This window comes from Comamonas sp. A7-5, assembly GCF_039581385.1.
GTDB lineage: Bacteria > Pseudomonadota > Gammaproteobacteria > Burkholderiales > Burkholderiaceae_C > Comamonas > Comamonas thiooxydans.
Genome location: NZ_JBCPWO010000004.1, coordinates 411,946 through 428,950 on the forward strand (window position 1 = coordinate 411,946; position 17,005 = coordinate 428,950).

Consider the following 17,005-nt stretch of genomic DNA (forward strand, 5'->3'; position numbering starts at 1 on the left):
CATGAAATCCAGCGAATTTGATCTCGTAGTGCGCAATGCGCGCGTTGCCACCGCCAGCGACATCTTTGAATCCGATATAGCCATTCGCGACGGCAAGATAGTCCAGCTGGGCGCCAACCTGCCCGCCGGCGCCCGCGAATATGACGCTGCCGGCCGCGTGGTCACGCCCGGCGGCATCGACGCCCACTGCCACCTGGACCAACCCATGGAACCGCCGGTGCGCATGGCCGACAACTTCGACAGCGGCACGCGCGCCGCAGCCTGCGGCGGCACCACCACCGTGATTCCGTTCGCGGCCCAGGCCAAGGGCCAGTCGCTGCGCGCGGCCGTGGAGGACTACCACCGCCGCGCCGACGGCAAAGCCCACGTGGACTACGGTTTCCACATGATCGTCAGCGACCCCACCCCCGAAGTTCTGGAGAAGGAACTGCCCCAGTTGATCCGCGAAGGCTATACCTCCTTCAAGATCTACATGACCTATGACGATCTGAAGCTCAACGACGGCCAGATCCTCGACGTGCTGGACGTGGCGCGCAAGTACGACGCCACCGCCATGATCCATGCCGAGAACGCCGACTGCATCCAGTGGCTGACCAAGCGCCTGGAAGCCAGCGGCCGCTCCGCTCCGCGCTACCACGCGGTCTCTCGTCCCATGCTGGTGGAGCGCGAAGCCACCCACCGCGCCATCGCGCTCTCGGAGCTTGCCGATGTGCCAATTCTCATCGTCCATGTCTCGGGCCGCGAGGCCGTCGAGCAGATCCGCTGGGCCCGCTCCCACGGCATGAACATCATGGCCGAGACCTGCCCGCAATACCTGTTCCTCAGCGCCGAGGATCTGGGCATAGATGACAGTTATCAGGGCGCCAAGTGCGTGTGCAGCCCACCGCCGCGCGATCAGGCCAACCAGGAAGTGATCTGGAACGGGCTGAACGACGGCCTGTTCACCGTGTTCTCCTCGGACCATGCGCCGTTCAACTACGATTCCCCCGAAGGCAAGAAGCCCAATGGCGAGGAGGTGTCCTTTGGTCACATTCCCAACGGTATTCCTGGCATCGAAACCCGCCTGTCGCTGCTCTACACGCATGGTGTGCTGACGGGCCGCATGACACTCAACCGCTTCGTGGAGCTGACCTCCACCAACCCGGCCAAGGTCTACGGCCTGCATCCGCGCAAGGGCAGCATTGCCATCGGCGCCGATGCCGACCTCGTGGTCTGGCAGGAAGGCGAACGCGCCATCAGCAACCGCGATCTGCACCACAACGTGGACTACACGCCCTATGAAGGCCAGCAGCTCAAGGCCTGGCCCTGCCTCACCCTGTCTGCGGGACAGGTAGTCTGGGACGGCGAGCAATTCCACGCCCGCGCCGGCAGCGGCCGCTTCCTGCAGCGCGGCGCGCCCACACTGCTGCCCAAGCGCCACCAGGCCCGCTTCTGAAACTTCAGCACGAACACACCATGAAACTGCTCATCATCAACCCCAATATCTCCGAGAGCGTCACCGCGCTCATCGAGAAAGAGGCCAGGCTGGCCGCCGCGCCAGACACGGAAATCACCATGCTGACCGCTCCCATGGGGGTGGCCTATATCGAGACGCGCTTCGAGGCCATGATTGCCGCCTACGCCGTGGCCGAGCTGGCCGCCGAACATGCGCACCAACATGACGCCGTCATCCTGGCGGCCTTTGGCGATCCGGGCCTCGAAGGCCTGCGCGAGGCTCTGGACATTCCCGTGCTGGGCATGACCGAGTCCGCACTCATGAGCGCCTGCATGCTGGGCAAACGCTTCTCGATCATTGCCATCTCCAGGCGCATTACCGCCTGGTACCGAGATATGGTCGAGCGCAACGGACTCATAGACCGGCTGGCCAGCATTCGCTGCCTGGACGAGCCTCTGCGAGATATCGGAAGTGTGCAGGATGACCATGCAGCACGCCTGCAGGCCTTGTGCGAAGCAGCGGTCAGCGAAGATGGCGCCGATGTACTGATCATTGCCGGCGCCCCGCTGGCGGGCCTGGCACGCTCCATCAAGCAGAGTTTGCCGGTGCCAGCCGTCGATGGCGTCTCCAGCGCCGTCAATCATGCGCAGAGCCTGGTCTCGCTGGCTCCCGCTGCGGCACGCGCAGGCAGTTTTGCCAAACCACCGCGCAAGGACTTCAAGAACCTCCCCCCGGGGCTCACCCAGCTATTGAGCCAGCTGCCCTGAACAGGCTGCGGGATAACCTCAATCGGGATGTTCGAATCCGACATGCCGCGTGACACTAGAATTCACCGGCATGTCGACAAAACACACTACAAAAGTGAACAATCGAAGCAACACATCTCGATCTGAAATTACCGTGGATGAAATGGCAGCCCGCATTGCCACAGCCATCCATGAGCACCGCCTGCTGCCGGGAACCAAGCTCGGCGAAGACAGGCTGGCCAATATCTTCAACACCAGCCGGGCTCGCGTGCGCGAGGTCCTTGCCCGCATGGCCCGCGACCAGATGGTGGAGCTGTTCCCGCAGCGCGGAGCCTTTGTTGCCAAGCCCAGCATCGAGCAGGCGCTGGACGTCTTCGAAGCGCGCCGGCTGATAGAGCCAGGCATTGTGCGTCGCCTCGTTCTGAACATGGACAACAGCAAGATCCGTCGCCTGCAGGCTCATCTGAAGCAGGAGCGCGATGCTCGCGCCAATTCCGACAAGCGAGCCACGGTTCGCCTGTCCGGCGAATTTCATGTACTGCTTGCCGAACTGGCCGGCAACTCCGCGCTGCTGCGCAGCATGCGTGAACTGTCCACGCTGACCTGCCTGACGATCTCGCTGTATGAATCGGCGGTCAACACCTGCTGTCTGGTGGACGAGCACGAGGCCGTGGTCGATGCCATTGTCGCGGGCAATGGCGAGCTGGCAGAACAGCTGATGCTCAGCCATCTGGATCACATACAGGGCAGCCTGCGCCTGGAGGCCGATGCCGACGACGCAGATCTGGAACAGATACTGGGCGACCTCTGACCTGCGCCAGGCGTCGCGATCCGGCAACGGGAGCCATCAAAGTGATCGATACGCCCTTCTCTACTGAAGATGGCTGGCAGCTATCCGGGCAGGGGCGTCCGCATTAGCATCCACGGCTGATCGCCATCACTTTCTCCAGAGGCCCAGAGGCCCTTTCAATGAGCTCACCCGCCCCTTCGTCACTGCCGCAAGCCGAGCGGCCACGCCCGCGCCATCTGAGCGAACTGTTCTGGTCGCTGACCTTTCTGGCCTTGCAGGGCTTTGGCGGTGTGCTGGCCGTGGTGCAGCGCGAACTGGTCGAAAAACGCCAATGGCTGAGCAATGAGGAGTTCATGGAGGATTGGGCCGTGGCACAGATCATGCCCGGCCCCAATGTGGTGAATCTTTCCATCATGCTGGGCGAACGCTACTTCGGCTGGCGCGGCGCCATCGTGGGGTTGTGCGGAATGCTGACGTTTCCCATGCTGGTGGTCATCAGCCTCACCCTGATCTATACCCAGTTTGCGGCCAACCCGGCCGTGGCCGGAGCCCTGCGCGGCATGGGCGCCGTGGCGGCAGGGCTGGTGGCGGGCATGGGCCTGAAGCTGGCTGGCACGCTGCGCAAGCACCCGCTGGGCAAGTGGTATTGCGCAGGGCTGGCCATCGCCGCCTTTGTGCTGGTGGCCGTGCTGCGCCTGCCGCTGTTCTGGGCCTTGCTGCTGGTGGGCGCAACAGGCTGCGTGCTGACCTACCGGAGGCTGGCATGAGCACGCTGACGATCGAGCTGCAGACCGTGGACTGGCTGCATCTGTTTGCCTATTTCCTGACGCTGTCGCTGATGGCCGTGGGTGGAGCCATCACCGCTGCGCCCGATATGCACCGCTATCTGGTCGACGGCAATCGCTGGCTGTCGGAAACCCAGTTCACCAGTTCCATCGCCATTGCCCAGGCCGCCCCCGGCCCCAATGTGTTGTTCATCGCCCTGCTGGGCTGGAACGTGGGTCTGAATGCAGGAGGCGGCACCGGCCCGGCGGCCTGGGGACTGGGAGCACTCGGAGTTGCCGTATGCATGGTGGGCATTTTGCTGCCCAGCTCGCTGCTGACCTGGCAGGCCTCGCGCTGGGGTCAGCGCAACCGGGACAAACGCGGCGTGCGCGCCTTCAAGCAAGGCATGGCTCCGCTGGTGATTGGTCTGCTGCTGGCGACAGGCTGGCTGCTGGGCAGCGCCAGCGGCAACCCTGGCAGGGACTGGAAGCTATGGCTGCTGAGCCTTGCATGCACATTGCTGGTATGGCGCACACGCATTCATCTGCTGTGGCTGCTGGCTGCCGGCGCGGCGCTGGGTGCGCTGGGCTGGGTGTAAACGCAGTACCGCCCCCGGGGTCGGAAGATCGGCGTCAACTGCCAAAGCAGTCTCCTCACTGAGACAGCCGCTAGCAATCCCATCCCGGCCTACTCGGGACTTGCCAGCAGCAAGGGCAGCACCTGTGCCGATGGCATGGCGATCATCTGGTCGGCCACCGAGTCCAGCTCGCTGGCATGGGGGTTGATGATGACCACGCGCGCCCGGTTGCGCCGTGCGATCTTGGCCAGACCTGCTGCTGGGTAGACTGCGCCCGACGTGCCGATCACCAGCATCAGCTGACATTGCTCTGCCGCCTGCTCTGCCCTGGCCCAGGTCTGGCTCGGCAGAGACTCGCCAAACCACACGACGGCAGGCCGCAGCAAATTGCCGCAGGCGGCGCAATGAGGCGGCTCGCCCGGGACAGCCTGCTCCATGTCGCAGGACGCACAACGGCGATTCAGCCAGCGATTCCTGCTCAGCTCCCCATGCAGGCTCAGCACACCTTCACTGCCCGCCTGCTGGTGCAGACCATCCACATTCTGCGTGATGAGTGTCATTCGACCGGGATGCTGCCTTGCCCAACGCGCCAGCGCCAGGTGCCCCTCATTGGGAGTCACCTTGGCAACCAGCGCACGTCGGTGCTCGTACCAGCGCCAGACATGAGCCGGATCGCGGCGATACCCCAACTCGCTGGCCATTTCCTCGGGCTTGAACTGGGACCAATACCCGTTTGCATCCTCTCTGAAAGTGGGCACTCCCGACTCGGCGCTGACACCTGCCCCGGTCAGCACGGCCAGTCGCTGCGCCTCGCCCAGCCAGCGACGTACGCAGGCAATCGCACCCAAGGACGTCGAAGAATTGTCAATAAGTGCTTGAACCAAGGCTATAACCTCAAAAATCGAGTTGCAACGTGGAATACTTGAATTTCCCTGCGGAGCTTCTTCTTTGCCTGATATTGCACCACACCAGCATATGAACGAATCGGGCCAATTGTTCGCACTTCAGCAAGCCATGACGCCTGCAGCATTGGCATGGGGTCTTGTTGATGTCCAGACATTGGAACTGCGCTTTGCCAATCCTGCATTGCAGCGCCTTCTGCAGCCCAGTCACCAGGCACCCGGCATTCCCGCGCGCGAGATTCTGGAAACAGCCAGGCTGGCTATCAGGCAGTGCGTGGAGACAGGCCTGGAAGCGACTGCAAACTTGCCCGATCACCCCGGACTCTGGCATTTTTCGCCGATTCAGGGCAATGGCGCGGCAGAAGCGGTGCAATGCTATGTATTGCCGACCGAAACCTCGTTTCGTGAACCCGATGACGAGCTCGGGCTGGGGCATGTCAACCGCTTTGAGGACTTTCTGGACCACCTGCCCTACCAGGTCTGGATTGCAACACCCCATGGAGAGGTGACCTGGCTCAACCGGGCCCTGCATGAATACGCCTACCGGGAAGTACGCCCCCTGAGCCTGCGCGAAGGCATATGGATTGATATCGTGCATCCAGACGATCTGGCGACCGTCAACACCGGGCTGTCGCGCGCCCTGATCACCGAAAAGCCGACGGGATACCGGCTGCGCATCAAGCGCCATGACGGACAGTTCCACTGGTTTTTCTCGTCGCTGTCTCCCGTCAAGAATGCGCAGGGCAGAATTCTCTACTGGGTCGGCGCCAACCTGGGCATAGACAGCGTCCGGCAATCCGAGAATCAGCTGCGCGACCAGATCACCACGCTGAGCCACCAGCTGAGACTCAAGCAGCAGGCGCTGGATCAGGCCGAAACCTACCTCGCCCAAGCCCAGAAAATGGGCATGGTGAACCAGTTGTCTGCCGGTGTCGCGCATGACATGAAGAACCTGCTTTTCATCACCGGCCTGCATGCCGGCATGCTGGAGAAGCAGCTGGGCGAGCCCGAGCAGCTCGAACATGTGGATGTGATACTCAACACCATTCAGAAAGCAGGCAGCCTGGCATCGCATCTGACGGGATTCAGCAGTCGCAAATCCATGCAGCTGGCTGCCGCCGACCCCCGTGCACTGGTGCAGGATCTGGAGCCTCTGCTGAGCAAGGCCGTAGGCCAGAACGCTGAACTGCAGCTGCATATGGCGTCCAGCATCTGGCCCATCAGCGTGGACAAGCTGTATTTCGAAAACTCGCTGATCAATCTCTGCATCAATGCGCGTGATGCCACCGAAGAGCAGGGCCAGATCACGCTGACAGCGGAGAACGTGCTGCTAAAGCGCGCCAGCCATGCGGGCGACTACGTGATGATCAGCGTAGCCGACAACGGCATGGGCATGAGTGAGGAGATCAAGGCCCGCATCTTCGACATGTTCTTCACCACCAAGCCCGAAGGCAAGGGCGCGGGCCTGGGCCTGCCCATGGTCAAGAACTTCATGGACCATGTCCAGGGCCTGATCGAAGTGGAAAGCACTCCAGGCCTGGGAACCATCGTGAGCCTGTACTTTCCGCGCTCACAACCGGTCGTGCCGCAGAGCCCGCAAGCCTCGGCCCCAGTGGGCCGGCAGGAAACGATTTTGCTCATCGAGCCCGATCTGGCCACGCGCAATGCCATGGCCCAGGTACTCTACGGACTTGGTTATCAGGTCGTGACCGCATATTTACCCGAAGTCGCGCTGCGCTATATCAACAGCGGCATGAAGGTGGATCTCATCATTGCCGCCGATGAGTTTTCCGGTGCCTTGAGCATCGCAAAAATGCAGGAAAAGCTGGCCCGGGAGCATGTTCTCATTCCGCTCATCCTCATGACCAGCAGCGAAGAGGCCGAAGTGCCGCATGCCCAGGAATGCCGCTACGTGGTGCTGAGCAAGCCCATGGAGATTGGCGAGCTGGCACGCACCGTGCAGCGCATGCTGCATCCGGACTTCACGACGCCAGCCGATCTGCCGGCCGTCTGAGAACGGCTCGGCCGGACCTTCAAAAAAGGCGTGGCTGCTCTCGCAGCCACGCCTTGCCTCAGATACAGGGAAAGCCGGCTCAGGCCTTGATCGCCACGGCTTCGGCCAGGCGCTGGCGCAAAGCCTCATAAAGACACACACCGCTGGCCACGGACACATTCAGACTCTCCACCGCGCCCTGCATGGGAATACTGACCAGCGCATCGCAGGTCTTGCGGGTCAGCTGGCGCATGCCATCGCCCTCGGCCCCCAGCACCAGTGCCGTCGGTCCGGTCAGATCCATCTGGTAGAGATGTTTGTCGGCATCGCCGCTGGTACCGATGATCCAGATGCCGCGCTCCTTGAGTTCCTTGAGCGTGCGCGCCAGATTGGTGACCATGAAGTAAGGCACGGTCTCGGCCGCGCCGCTGGCCACCTTGGCCACGGTGGCGTTGATGCCGGCCGCGTGGTCCTTGGGAGCGATCACGGCATGCACACCGGCGCCGTCGGCTACACGCAGGCAGGCCCCCAGGTTGTGCGGATCGGTCACACCATCGAGCACCAGCAGCAGCGGGGCCTTCACCCCCTCCTCCTCCAGGTCGTCGAGCAGCTCGTCGAGCGTGCGCGTGTCCTTGACTTCTTCCACGCGTGCAGCCACGCCCTGATGGCCGTGAGAGCCGGCGAGCTTGGCAAGGCGCAGGGCATCGGCCTCGATCAGACGCACCCCGGCTTCCTTGGCACGTTCCAGAAACTGGCGCATGCGCGCATCGCGGCGCGAAGCCTCGAAATAGACTTCGATGATGGATTGGGGGGCGGTCTTCAGACGCACGCCTACGGCGTGAAAGCCGAAAAGAACTTTGGGGGACGACATGGGGCCACATTATCCCGGCGTTTACGGCAGACCTGAGACTCGCAGGGCCATGTCTGGGCTGACAGCTGAGGTTTTCCATTGCCGCTACACTGCGCCCCCAACGGGCAAGGCACCGGTTCATCAAGCAGTACCAGCATGGTTTTTTCCGAGTGCGAGTCTTCACATGAAGCTCCACTGCCGCCCAGAACGACTGGCAACAGGCTTGAGCCTGCTGCCCCGGCATTCACGCATATAGCCTCTTCATGTCCGGCATGAGGAGGCTTACGTGTTTGTATCTCCCTCCCATCCCATAACGAATACCCAGCATGCTCAACGCCTTGCTCGATTGGTTCAACCGCAGCAGCCTGGTGCTGCAGATTCTGATTGCCCTGATTCTGGGCGGCCTGGTGGCCTGGCTATGGCCGGCCGCCGCCCAGTCGGTTTCCCTGTTGGGCAGCTTGTTCATTGCCGCGCTCAAGGCTGTCGCTCCGGTTCTGGTGCTGCTGCTGGTCATGGCTGCCGTCAGCAGCCACCGCCCCGGCCAGGAAACGCAAATCAAGCCCGTGCTCTGGCTGTACGTCATCGGCACGCTGGCGGCGGCCTGCGTGGCCGTTGCAGCCAGCGCGCTCTTTCCCTCGGTGATTCACTTTCGTGAAGCGCCCAAAGTCCAGAGCGTGCCCGGCGAGATCAGCCAGGTGCTGAGCACCGTCGTCCAAAGCCTGTTCGACAACCCCGTCAATGCATTGCTGAACGCCAACTACATCGGCATTCTGGCCTGGGCTATCGCGCTGGGCTTGGCACTACGCCACGCCACGCCCACCACCCGCACCATGGTGGAGGACTTTGGCCATGCCATCACCCGCGTGATTCAAGGCGTGATTCGCCTGGCCCCCTTCGGCATCTTCGGCCTGGTGGTCGCCACCTTCTCCTCCGGCGGGCTGGAAGCACTCAAGGACTACGCCCATCTGCTGGCCGTGCTGGTCGGCTGCATGGTGTTTGTGGCATTGGTGATCAACCCAGTCATTGTCTGGACACAGACTCGCCGCAACCCCTACCCGCTGGTGCTGACCTGCCTGCGCGAAAGCGCAGTGACCGCCTTCTTCACGCGCAGCTCGGGAGCCAACATTCCCGTCAATCTGGCCTTGGCCCAGAAGCTCAGGCTCGACGAGAACACCTACAGCATCTCCATCCCGCTGGGCGCCACCATCAATATGGCCGGCGCTGCCGTCACCATCAGCGTGCTGACACTGGCCGCTGCCCATACGCTCAATATCTCGGTGGACATTCCCACGGCCATACTGCTGTGCGTGGTCTCTGCGGTCTGTGCCTGCGGTGCCTCGGGCGTACCCGGTGGATCGCTGCTGCTGATTCCGCTGGCCTGCAGCCTGTTCAACATTCCCAACGATGTGGCCATGCAGGTGGTGGGTGTCGGCTATGTGATCGGCGTGATTCAGGATTCGACCGAGACAGCCCTCAATTCCTCGACCGACGTGCTGTTTACCGCGGCCGCCTGCCGCGCCGCAGAGCGCAGGGCCGGGCTGGAAGTCGCGCGCATCTGAGGCTTGAACTCAGAATCTACTGATTTGATAGCTGCAAGCGCTTATTTGATAAGCGCCAGATCCCCAAAAAGGCCTGTGATCACACAGGCCTTTTGGTTTTTCAGACAGAGCGCCCGGCTTCTATGGTGATGCTTCGATCACATTGCGCCGCAATCTCGCGGTCATGCGTCACCAGAATCAGAGTCGTGCCGCGCTCGCGGTTGAGCGCAAACATCAGCTCCATGATGGTCTGGCCCGTGGCGAAGTCCAGACTGCCGGTGGGCTCGTCGGCCAGCAGCACGGCCGGCTCCACCACAAAAGCACGCGCCAGGGCCACGCGCTGCTGCTCGCCGCCCGACATCAGCCTGGGATAGTGATTGAGACGCTGGCCCAGGCCCACGCGCTCCAGCATCTGCGAAGCTCGTGCTCTCGCATCGCGCTGACCCGCCAGCTCCAGCGGCAGCATGACGTTTTCCAGCGCCGTGAGATTGCCCAGCAACTGAAAGCTCTGGAAGACAAAGCCCATCTTCTGTGCCCGCACCGCTGCCCTGTCGTCCTCGCTGAGTGCAAACAGATCCTGGCCCAGCAAGCGGACCGTGCCGCGACTGGGGGTATCGAGGCCGGCCAGAATCGACAGCAAAGTGCTTTTACCCGAGCCGGAGGCACCCACAATGGCAACGGTTTCGCCGGCCGTGAAACTCAGATTGATATCCCGCAAAATATCCAGCACGCCTGTGGAATCGCTCACCGATTTGGACAGTTGCTCAACGGCAATCAAAGGAATGGCAAGAGTTGTGGACATGAATCAATTGGATAGCAAAAACGTCAAGAGTCGCAACCAGCACTTTGCACTGCAGCGCCGTCACTGTATCGCTGTTGCTCTGTCGCTCGCCATTTCAGGGGCTTGCGGTGCGGCAGTGGCCTCATCGCCCGCCAGGAACAAGGAGCCGGCCAAGGCCGCTCCCGGCGCGAAACCCGGCCCGGTGCTGGTACTTGGCGATTCTCTGAGCGCCGAATACGGCCTGACGCGCGGCAAGGGCTGGGTGCAGTTGCTGCAGCAGCGCATGAATGACGAAAAGAATCCGCGCAAGGTGGTCAATGCCAGCATCAGCGGCGAGACTACGGCCGGCGGCAGAGCGCGCCTGGCATCGCTGCTCAGGCAGCATGAGCCGGGCATCCTGATTCTGGAGCTGGGCGGCAACGACGCATTGCGCGGCCTGGCGCTGCAGAGCACTCAGCAGAATCTGGAAGTCATGATCAAGGCCGCCAGGGAGGCCGGGGCCCAGGTGCTGCTGGTGGGCATGCAGGTACCGCCCAACTATGGTGCGGCCTATACCGAGCAATTTGCCGAGATGTTCAGGAGCATTGCCGACGCGCAAAAGCTGCCGCTGGTGCCGTTTCTGCTGTCGGGCATCGGCGATGCTGCGGACGCCGAGCGATGGTTTCAGAGCGACCGCATTCACCCCAATGCCCAGGCTCAGCCACAGATGCTGGCCAATGTCTGGCCCAAGCTCAGGCCATTGCTGAAATAAGTGACGGCCGCGCGGCCTCAGTCGCCGCTGCCTCCGCCATCACCGCCGGAGTCGCCGCCGTCCGAGCTGCAGACACCTTCGCCGCTGCCCGAGCCACAAAAATAGCTGTCGTTGAAGACGTCGCTGCCGTCTTCACGACTGCTTGCCGAAGTCCAGGCCAGCTGCGAATCAGCGCTGCGCCCCGGCACGCCGGACTGAGGCGAGAAGATTTTTTTCAACCAGTTCCAGAACTCCATGACATCCCCCTCATTGCACCTTAAGCAGGGTTCTCCTTGCTTTCGGCGCGGACGCTGGCTTTATAAGCATGCCAGCTGGTGCAACCCAGCAGCGGCCCGATGACGATCAGACCTGCACTGTAGAAGAGCAGCGAGACCGCGATCAACACGGTGATGATCAGCCCCCACAGCAGCATCACACCCGTGTTGGCACCCACCACGCGCATGCTGGTGATGCAGGCCGTCAAGGCATCGGTATCCAGATCAAGAATGGCGGGCAGTGAAACCACCATGCTGGCAAACACCAAGGCAGCAAATATCCCGCCAACCGCGGTGTAGCCCAGCAGGAACTCCCAGTTCTCGGGCCGCAGCAGGGTCTGCAGCAGGGTTGCCGTACTGGGCATGCCGGTATCGAACGAAATGGCGAACACCACCATGGCGGCGCGCCCCCAGAGCATCTCCAGCACCATCAGCACCATGACCAGCATGCCCATGCTGGCCAGATGCTTGTCCCAGCAGGTCAACGACTCCGACAGCAGCACGGGCTTGCCCTGCTCCAGTTGCTTGCTGACGTAGTACAGGCCCATGGCCAGGAAGGGGCCTACCAGCAGACAGCCGCTGGCCATGGACATCAGATATTCAGGGCTGGAGCGAAACACCCAGGCCATCAGACGTGCCATGCCCCAGAAACACAGGCCATAGAACAGCGCAATCATTGGTGCGCGCCGCACATCGCTAAGGCCGAGCAGCAGCCATTGCCAGGGCTCGCTCCAGCGCAGTTGCAGAATCTGCAGATTGCCGGACTCGGCCTTGACCTCGGAAACAGGGGAAGCTTGCATGCGAGACCCTCCTTGTCGCCCGTACCGCGCCTCGGTGGCGGCAGCTGACAGGAACAAGTTACCCGCTCAACCTCGAATCTGCATTGCGGAAAGCCCGCATGCCGGCCTCCGCGTTTTCACTATGAAAACAAGAGCTTATAGCGCCCATTCTTTATTGACTTCAGTCAATAAAAGCATTGAAATCGCTTCTCGACAAGCGCTGCCAGCTCCTATTTAAATAGCTTCAACCAAAGGCCCTGAGCAGGGCCTGGGCCAGGTCGGCCTGCAGATCGCTAGTATCCTCAAGGCCGATGGCAAAGCGCACCACAGTGCCCGCCTTGATGTGGGGTGTGGCACGGCTGCGCATCTCGGGCAGCTCATAGGGCACGACCAGACTCACGGGCCCGCCCCAGCTGTAGCCCAGCTTGAACAGGCGCAGGCTGTCGCAGAAGCGATCGACGGCCGCCTGGTCGAAGCGCTCGTCGATGACCACGCTGAACAGACCGGCGGCCACGCCATCCTGGCCCTGCCCTTGTCCGCACAGCTGCTTCCAGCAAGCATGGCCCGGGGCATCAGGCATGGCGGGGTGCAGCACCTGCGCCACGGCACTCTGGGCAGCCAGCCACTGCGCCAGCTGGCGTGCCGAGCGATCCTGCGCGTGATAGCGCAGGCCGATGCTGGGCAGGCTGCGCAGCACGGCTTCGGCGTCGTTGCCGCTCACGCCCAGGCCCAGGCGCATGTGCGCGAGCTTGATGCGCATATGCAGGGGCTGGTTGCGCGTGATGATGCTGCCCATCAGCACATCACCGCCGCCGCTGGGGTATTTGGTCAGGGCATGGACCGTGACATCGACGCCCAGGCTGCCATCGCCCAGCAGGTCGAAGGGACGGAAAGCCAGACCCGCGCCCCAGGTGTTGTCCAGCACCATGGTCACTCCCCTGGCCCGGCACAGGCGCACCTGCTCGACAAGATCGGGGAACTCCATGGTTACCGAGCCAGGAGCCTCCAGCCAGACCAGCTTGGTGGCCGGCGTGATCTTGGCTGCCAGGTCTTCGACGCACATGGGGTCATAGTACTGATGGCGAATGCCAAAATGAGCCAGCTCGCCCTCGGTCAGCGTCTTGTTGGGACCGTATACGTTATCGGGCACCAGCACCTCGTCGCCCGTCCTGAGCAGCGCCAGCGACACCGTGGCAATCGCGGCCAGGCCGCTGGGTACCAGCAGGCATTGCAGACCACCTTCCAGCGAGGCCAGACGTTCTTCCAGGGCATAGGTCGTGGGCGTGCCATGCAGACCGTAGGTGTAGCTGCTCTTGTCAAGCCAGCGGCGCTCGCGCATGGCCTGCACATTCTCGAAGTACACAGTCGAGGCCTTGTGCACGGCAAGCTGGGGGCCTTCGAAGTCCGTCGGTGGCTTGTAGGGATGATGGATCAGATGGGTGGATAGCTTGTGGTCGGCTTGGGTCATGCCCTGATCTTAGTGCCATGCAGCCACAAAAAAGCCAGAGGGCTTGCGCGCTCTGGCTTCATGCGAGGTGGCGACCTAGGGGGATCAGCCAGCCTTCACGGTCAGGTTGTTGTTGACCGAGGTCACGCCCTTGGCAGCCTTGGCGATCTCACCGGCCTGGGTCTTGACGGCTTCGCTGGGCACGGTGCCGGTCAGGGTCACTGCGCCGCCCTTGGTGTCCACATTGATCTGCAGAGCGCTGATTTCCGGGGCCTTGATCAAATCGGTCTTGACGGCAGCGGTAATGCCGGCGTCATCGAGGGCAGCACCCGCCTTGGCAGCGCCTTCTTCCATCTTGTTGCCAGCCTTTTCCATGGCGGCACCGGTAGCTTCACCAGCCTTGGCCAATGCATCGGCAGCTGCATCGCCGGCCTTGGCCGTACCTTCTTCAATCTTGCTGCCAGCATTTTCCGCAGCCTTCTCGGTCTGGGAAATGGCGGAATCGAGCTTCTGGCCAGCGGTCTTGTTGTCGTCGGACTTGCCGCAGGCAGCCAAGCCAAAGGCCAAGGCGGTAATGGCCAGAACTTGAGCGGAACGCTTGAACATAGTGGTCATATCGATTTCTCCCTTAATGCTTGCAAAAACATGACGGTCAACTGTAACGAACCACCATTTTGGCTCGGATACGAACTTTTCCCGCATCCCTGTAGGACAAATTTGTCCGAATTTGTGACATTTGATTAATAAGTGTTTTCTTCTGTGATTTACAGAAACTCTATGCAAGCCATGCACTAATCCGCAACCTCTTGCATGCGCGGATGGCGCGCAAATGCCAAGCCCAGCAGGGTAGCCAACAGCATGACAAAGCAGGCAAACAGGCTCACGGCCAGCTTGATGCTCCAGTGGTCGGCAATCCAGCCCACTGCCATCATGGGCAGCATGGAGCCAAGCAAACCGATGGTCTGATAGGTAGACAACATGCCTGCCCGGTTGTCGGGTCTGGCAAGACGGCCCACCATGGTCATGCCGGCCAGCATGCACATGCCATGCCCCAGTGCCGTCAAACACACGCCCAAGATGAACAGCAGCGTCGAGCGCATCTGCAGATTCAGCAACAGCATGCCGTTGCTGAGCACCAGCAGCGCCATGCCGGCAAAACCGCAGCGGTGCAGCGGCAGGCTGGCAGCCACCAGCTGAATGCCTGCAGAGACAAGCAAAATCACCGCAATGGCCGTACCGCTGACCACCGGGCCGCTCCAGGGAATCATCTGCTGTAGAAACAGCGGCGCCATGGAGGCATACAGCCCGAATACGCCGAACGCCACGAACGGGTAGCCACAGGTCAGTGCAAAGGCCAGGGAATCCTCGTGCACAGGCCAGGTCAGCCGCGGCAGACAGTCCCGCCAGTGCAGGCGGCCCGGGGCCTGCCCCAGTTGGCCCGCACCCCGCAGCACCGACTCCGGCAGCTTGAGCGTGACAACGCCCGCCACACCGATGCAGCCCAGCACCAGCGGCACCAGATAGGCCGTCGTCAAGGGCTGAGGCAGCCACTGCCCCGCCACGCCACCGATCAAGGGCCCCAGACCAAAGCCCAGCACATTGAGAAAGCTGGCCACCATGGCCACGCGCTGCGGCTGCAGACCGGTGCTTGCGCTGGAAGCCAGCAGCGTCAGCCCCGTGGTGGCGCTGATGGTGATGAGGCTTGAGGACAGCCCCACCACAAAGCGCCCGACGATCAGGCTGGGCAGATTCCAGGCCAGCATGGAGATCAGGGTGCCTGCCAGCGTCAGGCACAGGAAACACAGCATCACGCGCTGAAAGCCGATGCGGTCGGGCAGACGCCCCAGAAACAGCAGGGCGCACAGGCCACCGCACATATAGAGCACATAGATCAGCGAGATATCGCTGGGCCGCAACTGCCAGGCTTGCTGATAGAGCGCATACAGGGGACTGATCAGCGCCGCCCCCAGCACACCCACCACCAGGCCGAAGCCCACCCACCAGACCGAGGCCTGTGCCGTTGTGGCGCCGGCCTGCCATGTATTGCTTTGCGACATTTGCTGCCTCTTGATCGGGCCGGGCCTGCGACAGGGACAGAGCGGACAGTCGTTGGTCCTGCCGCGCCGTCAGAGCGGGCCAGCCACTTGCTTGTGATGAGAACATTGTCTGCAAAGCCGCATCGGCACGCATAGGCCAAACAAAGGATACATGCCCCAAACTATTTGCTATCAAGTACAGGAAGCTATGCTTTTTGCTGATCAAAACCAGCACGTCAACGCATCAAACACCCGTCGCTATACTTTGCGCCCTAATGACAGCAGGATTTCCCGGCATGTGCCTGAATGCTTTTTTGCGCCCCTTGGTCTGTTTGAGTCTGCTTGGCCTTGCCGCCTGCGGCAGCAATCCCCCCAGCCCCGCAGCGACTCCTGAGGCCCCCTCGACCACCGCATCAGCCCCTCCGATCAAGATCGGCCTGGCGCTGGGCGGCGGTGCGGCCAAGGGCTTTGCCCATATCGGCGTCATCAAGATGCTCGAGGCCAATGGCCTCACGCCCTCGTTCGTGGCAGGCACCAGCGCCGGCAGCGTGGTGGGTGCGCTCTATGCAAGCGGCATGAACGCCTTTGAGCTGCAGGAAAAAGCCGTGGCGCTGGACGAAGCCAAGATCCGCGACCTGCAGCTGTCCGCTGGCGGCCTGGTGCTGGGCCAGAAGCTTGAGGACTATGTGAATGAACAAGTCCGCCGCAAACCGCTGGAGCAGATGGCCAAGCCTTTTGTTGCGGTTTCCACGCGCCTGGAAGACGGTGAACGCACCGTGTTCGCACGTGGCAATGTAGGCCAGGCCGTGCGCGCCTCCAGCAGCGTGCCGGGCGTGTTCCAGCCCGTCACCATCGGCAAGCACCACTATGTGGACGGCGGCATTGTCAGCCCCGTGCCGGTGGATGCCGTGCGCAATCTGGGGGCCGACATCGTGATCGCCGTGGACATCTCCAACAAGGCCAGCGGCAAGACCCCCGCCAATATGCTGGGAGCGCTCAATCAGTCGATTGCCATCATGGGTCAGAAGCTGGGCCAGGCCGAGTTGGCGCGTGCCGACATCATCATTCGTCCCAAGGTGCTGGACATCGGCCCGGCCGACTTCGCACAGCGCAGCCACGCGATTGTGGAAGGCGAGAAGGCCGCCACTGCACTGATGCCGCAGATTCGCGAACGCATCGCCCAGCTGCGCGCCGAACGCACCAAAGCCACTCAAATAGCGCAGCAGAAAGCCGCCGAAGCCAGCTATCAGGACTGCCTGAAACAGCGCTCCAGCCTTCAAAAGCTGTCCGGTATGGTGGGTATGAGCGGCAACTGCGAAAAGCCCTGAGCTGAACCTGCTCCATGAAAAAGGCCCGCTGAT

The 17,005-nt window shown here is 62.1% G+C and carries 17 protein-coding genes; 9 read left to right on the forward strand and 8 right to left on the reverse strand.

The genetic code is table 11. The features are described 5' to 3' along the window. Nucleotide 1: 1 nt before the first annotated feature. From hydA to AAIL67_RS10030, 5 genes are all read left to right on the forward strand, one after another. Nucleotides 2-1,435: a dihydropyrimidinase gene (gene hydA / locus AAIL67_RS10010; RefSeq protein ID WP_003062715.1), complete on the forward strand. Its 1,434-nt coding sequence runs from the start codon at nucleotides 2-4 to the stop codon at nucleotides 1,433-1,435. Nucleotides 1,436-1,455: 20 nt separating this feature from the next. After that, on the forward strand, nucleotides 1,456-2,202 hold the full coding sequence (locus tag AAIL67_RS10015) for an aspartate/glutamate racemase family protein (protein WP_039050572.1): 747 nt from the start codon (nucleotides 1,456-1,458) through the stop codon (nucleotides 2,200-2,202). Nucleotides 2,203-2,344: 142 nt separating this feature from the next. Further along, complete coding sequence (locus AAIL67_RS10020) at nucleotides 2,345-2,992, forward strand: GntR family transcriptional regulator (RefSeq protein WP_003062712.1); 648 nt, start codon at nucleotides 2,345-2,347, stop codon at nucleotides 2,990-2,992. 158 nt (nucleotides 2,993-3,150) lie between these two features. After that, on the forward strand, nucleotides 3,151-3,738 hold the full coding sequence (locus tag AAIL67_RS10025) for a chromate transporter (protein ID WP_003062711.1): 588 nt from the start codon (nucleotides 3,151-3,153) through the stop codon (nucleotides 3,736-3,738). Further along, nucleotides 3,735-4,334, forward strand: coding sequence for a chromate transporter (locus tag AAIL67_RS10030; RefSeq protein WP_039050571.1), 600 nt, complete (start codon nucleotides 3,735-3,737; stop codon nucleotides 4,332-4,334). Before AAIL67_RS10025 ends, AAIL67_RS10030 begins: the two co-directional genes overlap by 4 nt. Before the next feature lie 89 nt (nucleotides 4,335-4,423). Here the strand turns inward: AAIL67_RS10030 and AAIL67_RS10035 are convergent, their stop codons facing one another. Further along, nucleotides 4,424-5,197 carry an NAD-dependent deacylase gene (locus AAIL67_RS10035; protein WP_012838903.1) on the reverse strand — a complete coding sequence of 258 codons (774 nt, stop codon included), beginning with the start codon at nucleotides 5,195-5,197 and terminating at the stop codon, nucleotides 4,424-4,426. A gap of 91 nt (nucleotides 5,198-5,288) precedes the next feature. Between AAIL67_RS10035 and AAIL67_RS10040 the strand changes: the two genes are divergently transcribed. Beyond that, nucleotides 5,289-7,229: a hybrid sensor histidine kinase/response regulator gene (locus AAIL67_RS10040; RefSeq protein WP_057092597.1), complete on the forward strand. Its 1,941-nt coding sequence runs from the start codon at nucleotides 5,289-5,291 to the stop codon at nucleotides 7,227-7,229. Nucleotides 7,230-7,308: 79 nt separating this feature from the next. Here the strand turns inward: AAIL67_RS10040 and rlmB are convergent, their stop codons facing one another. Further along, complete coding sequence (gene rlmB / locus AAIL67_RS10045; protein ID WP_057092598.1) at nucleotides 7,309-8,079, reverse strand: 23S rRNA (guanosine(2251)-2'-O)-methyltransferase RlmB; 771 nt, start codon at nucleotides 8,077-8,079, stop codon at nucleotides 7,309-7,311. 305 nt (nucleotides 8,080-8,384) lie between these two features. Between rlmB and sstT the strand changes: the two genes are divergently transcribed. Continuing rightward, nucleotides 8,385-9,617, forward strand: a complete 1,233-nt coding sequence (gene sstT, locus AAIL67_RS10050) for a serine/threonine transporter SstT (protein ID WP_003069469.1) — start codon at nucleotides 8,385-8,387, stop codon at nucleotides 9,615-9,617. 100 nt (nucleotides 9,618-9,717) lie between these two features. Here the strand turns inward: sstT and AAIL67_RS10055 are convergent, their stop codons facing one another. Further along, nucleotides 9,718-10,398 carry an ABC transporter ATP-binding protein gene (locus tag AAIL67_RS10055; protein ID WP_003069470.1) on the reverse strand — a complete coding sequence of 227 codons (681 nt, stop codon included), beginning with the start codon at nucleotides 10,396-10,398 and terminating at the stop codon, nucleotides 9,718-9,720. On the opposite strand from AAIL67_RS10055, the gene AAIL67_RS10060 reads away from it, so the two are divergent. Further along, the gene (locus tag AAIL67_RS10060; protein ID WP_046460821.1) at nucleotides 10,397-11,128 is read left to right on the forward strand and encodes an arylesterase; all 732 of its coding nucleotides are present in this window, start codon (nucleotides 10,397-10,399) and stop codon (nucleotides 11,126-11,128) included. The two genes, AAIL67_RS10055 and AAIL67_RS10060, sit on opposite strands and share 2 nt — an antisense overlap. A gap of 17 nt (nucleotides 11,129-11,145) precedes the next feature. On the opposite strand, the gene AAIL67_RS10065 is transcribed toward AAIL67_RS10060, so the two are convergent. The 5 genes from AAIL67_RS10065 to AAIL67_RS10085 form a co-directional block, all read right to left on the reverse strand. Beyond that, nucleotides 11,146-11,364, reverse strand: a complete 219-nt coding sequence (locus AAIL67_RS10065; RefSeq protein ID WP_034363096.1) for a hypothetical protein — start codon at nucleotides 11,362-11,364, stop codon at nucleotides 11,146-11,148. 20 nt (nucleotides 11,365-11,384) lie between these two features. After that, complete coding sequence (locus tag AAIL67_RS10070) at nucleotides 11,385-12,182, reverse strand: DUF2189 domain-containing protein (RefSeq protein WP_003069476.1); 798 nt, start codon at nucleotides 12,180-12,182, stop codon at nucleotides 11,385-11,387. A 223-nt stretch (nucleotides 12,183-12,405) separates the two neighbouring features. Continuing rightward, complete coding sequence (locus AAIL67_RS10075) at nucleotides 12,406-13,629, reverse strand: PLP-dependent transferase (RefSeq protein WP_046460820.1); 1,224 nt, start codon at nucleotides 13,627-13,629, stop codon at nucleotides 12,406-12,408. A gap of 84 nt (nucleotides 13,630-13,713) precedes the next feature. After that, complete coding sequence (locus AAIL67_RS10080; protein WP_003069479.1) at nucleotides 13,714-14,223, reverse strand: BON domain-containing protein; 510 nt, start codon at nucleotides 14,221-14,223, stop codon at nucleotides 13,714-13,716. Nucleotides 14,224-14,399: 176 nt separating this feature from the next. Beyond that, nucleotides 14,400-15,665 carry an MFS transporter gene (locus AAIL67_RS10085; RefSeq protein ID WP_052951059.1) on the reverse strand — a complete coding sequence of 422 codons (1,266 nt, stop codon included), beginning with the start codon at nucleotides 15,663-15,665 and terminating at the stop codon, nucleotides 14,400-14,402. A 275-nt stretch (nucleotides 15,666-15,940) separates the two neighbouring features. On the opposite strand from AAIL67_RS10085, the gene AAIL67_RS10090 reads away from it, so the two are divergent. Next, the gene (locus tag AAIL67_RS10090; protein ID WP_003069483.1) at nucleotides 15,941-16,972 is read left to right on the forward strand and encodes a patatin-like phospholipase family protein; all 1,032 of its coding nucleotides are present in this window, start codon (nucleotides 15,941-15,943) and stop codon (nucleotides 16,970-16,972) included. Nucleotides 16,973-17,005: the final 33 nt, after the last annotated feature.

Coding starts and splice junctions, on each gene's coding strand:
- rlmB (WP_057092598.1), bottom strand. CDS start 8,079: ATGTCGTCCCCCAAAGTTCTTTTCGGCTTTCACGCCGTAGGCGTGCGT.
- AAIL67_RS10015 (WP_039050572.1), top strand. CDS start 1,456: ATGAAACTGCTCATCATCAACCCCAATATCTCCGAGAGCGTCACCGCG.
- AAIL67_RS10065 (WP_034363096.1), bottom strand. CDS start 11,364: ATGGAGTTCTGGAACTGGTTGAAAAAAATCTTCTCGCCTCAGTCCGGC.
- AAIL67_RS10070 (WP_003069476.1), bottom strand. CDS start 12,182: ATGCAAGCTTCCCCTGTTTCCGAGGTCAAGGCCGAGTCCGGCAATCTG.
- AAIL67_RS10090 (WP_003069483.1), top strand. CDS start 15,941: ATGTGCCTGAATGCTTTTTTGCGCCCCTTGGTCTGTTTGAGTCTGCTT.
- sstT (WP_003069469.1), top strand. CDS start 8,385: ATGCTCAACGCCTTGCTCGATTGGTTCAACCGCAGCAGCCTGGTGCTG.
- AAIL67_RS10025 (WP_003062711.1), top strand. CDS start 3,151: ATGAGCTCACCCGCCCCTTCGTCACTGCCGCAAGCCGAGCGGCCACGC.
- AAIL67_RS10020 (WP_003062712.1), top strand. CDS start 2,345: ATGGCAGCCCGCATTGCCACAGCCATCCATGAGCACCGCCTGCTGCCG.
- AAIL67_RS10075 (WP_046460820.1), bottom strand. CDS start 13,629: ATGACCCAAGCCGACCACAAGCTATCCACCCATCTGATCCATCATCCC.
- AAIL67_RS10055 (WP_003069470.1), bottom strand. CDS start 10,398: ATGTCCACAACTCTTGCCATTCCTTTGATTGCCGTTGAGCAACTGTCC.
- AAIL67_RS10085 (WP_052951059.1), bottom strand. CDS start 15,665: ATGTCGCAAAGCAATACATGGCAGGCCGGCGCCACAACGGCACAGGCC.
- AAIL67_RS10030 (WP_039050571.1), top strand. CDS start 3,735: ATGAGCACGCTGACGATCGAGCTGCAGACCGTGGACTGGCTGCATCTG.
- AAIL67_RS10060 (WP_046460821.1), top strand. CDS start 10,397: ATGAATCAATTGGATAGCAAAAACGTCAAGAGTCGCAACCAGCACTTT.
- AAIL67_RS10040 (WP_057092597.1), top strand. CDS start 5,289: ATGAACGAATCGGGCCAATTGTTCGCACTTCAGCAAGCCATGACGCCT.
- hydA (WP_003062715.1), top strand. CDS start 2: ATGAAATCCAGCGAATTTGATCTCGTAGTGCGCAATGCGCGCGTTGCC.
- AAIL67_RS10080 (WP_003069479.1), bottom strand. CDS start 14,223: ATGACCACTATGTTCAAGCGTTCCGCTCAAGTTCTGGCCATTACCGCC.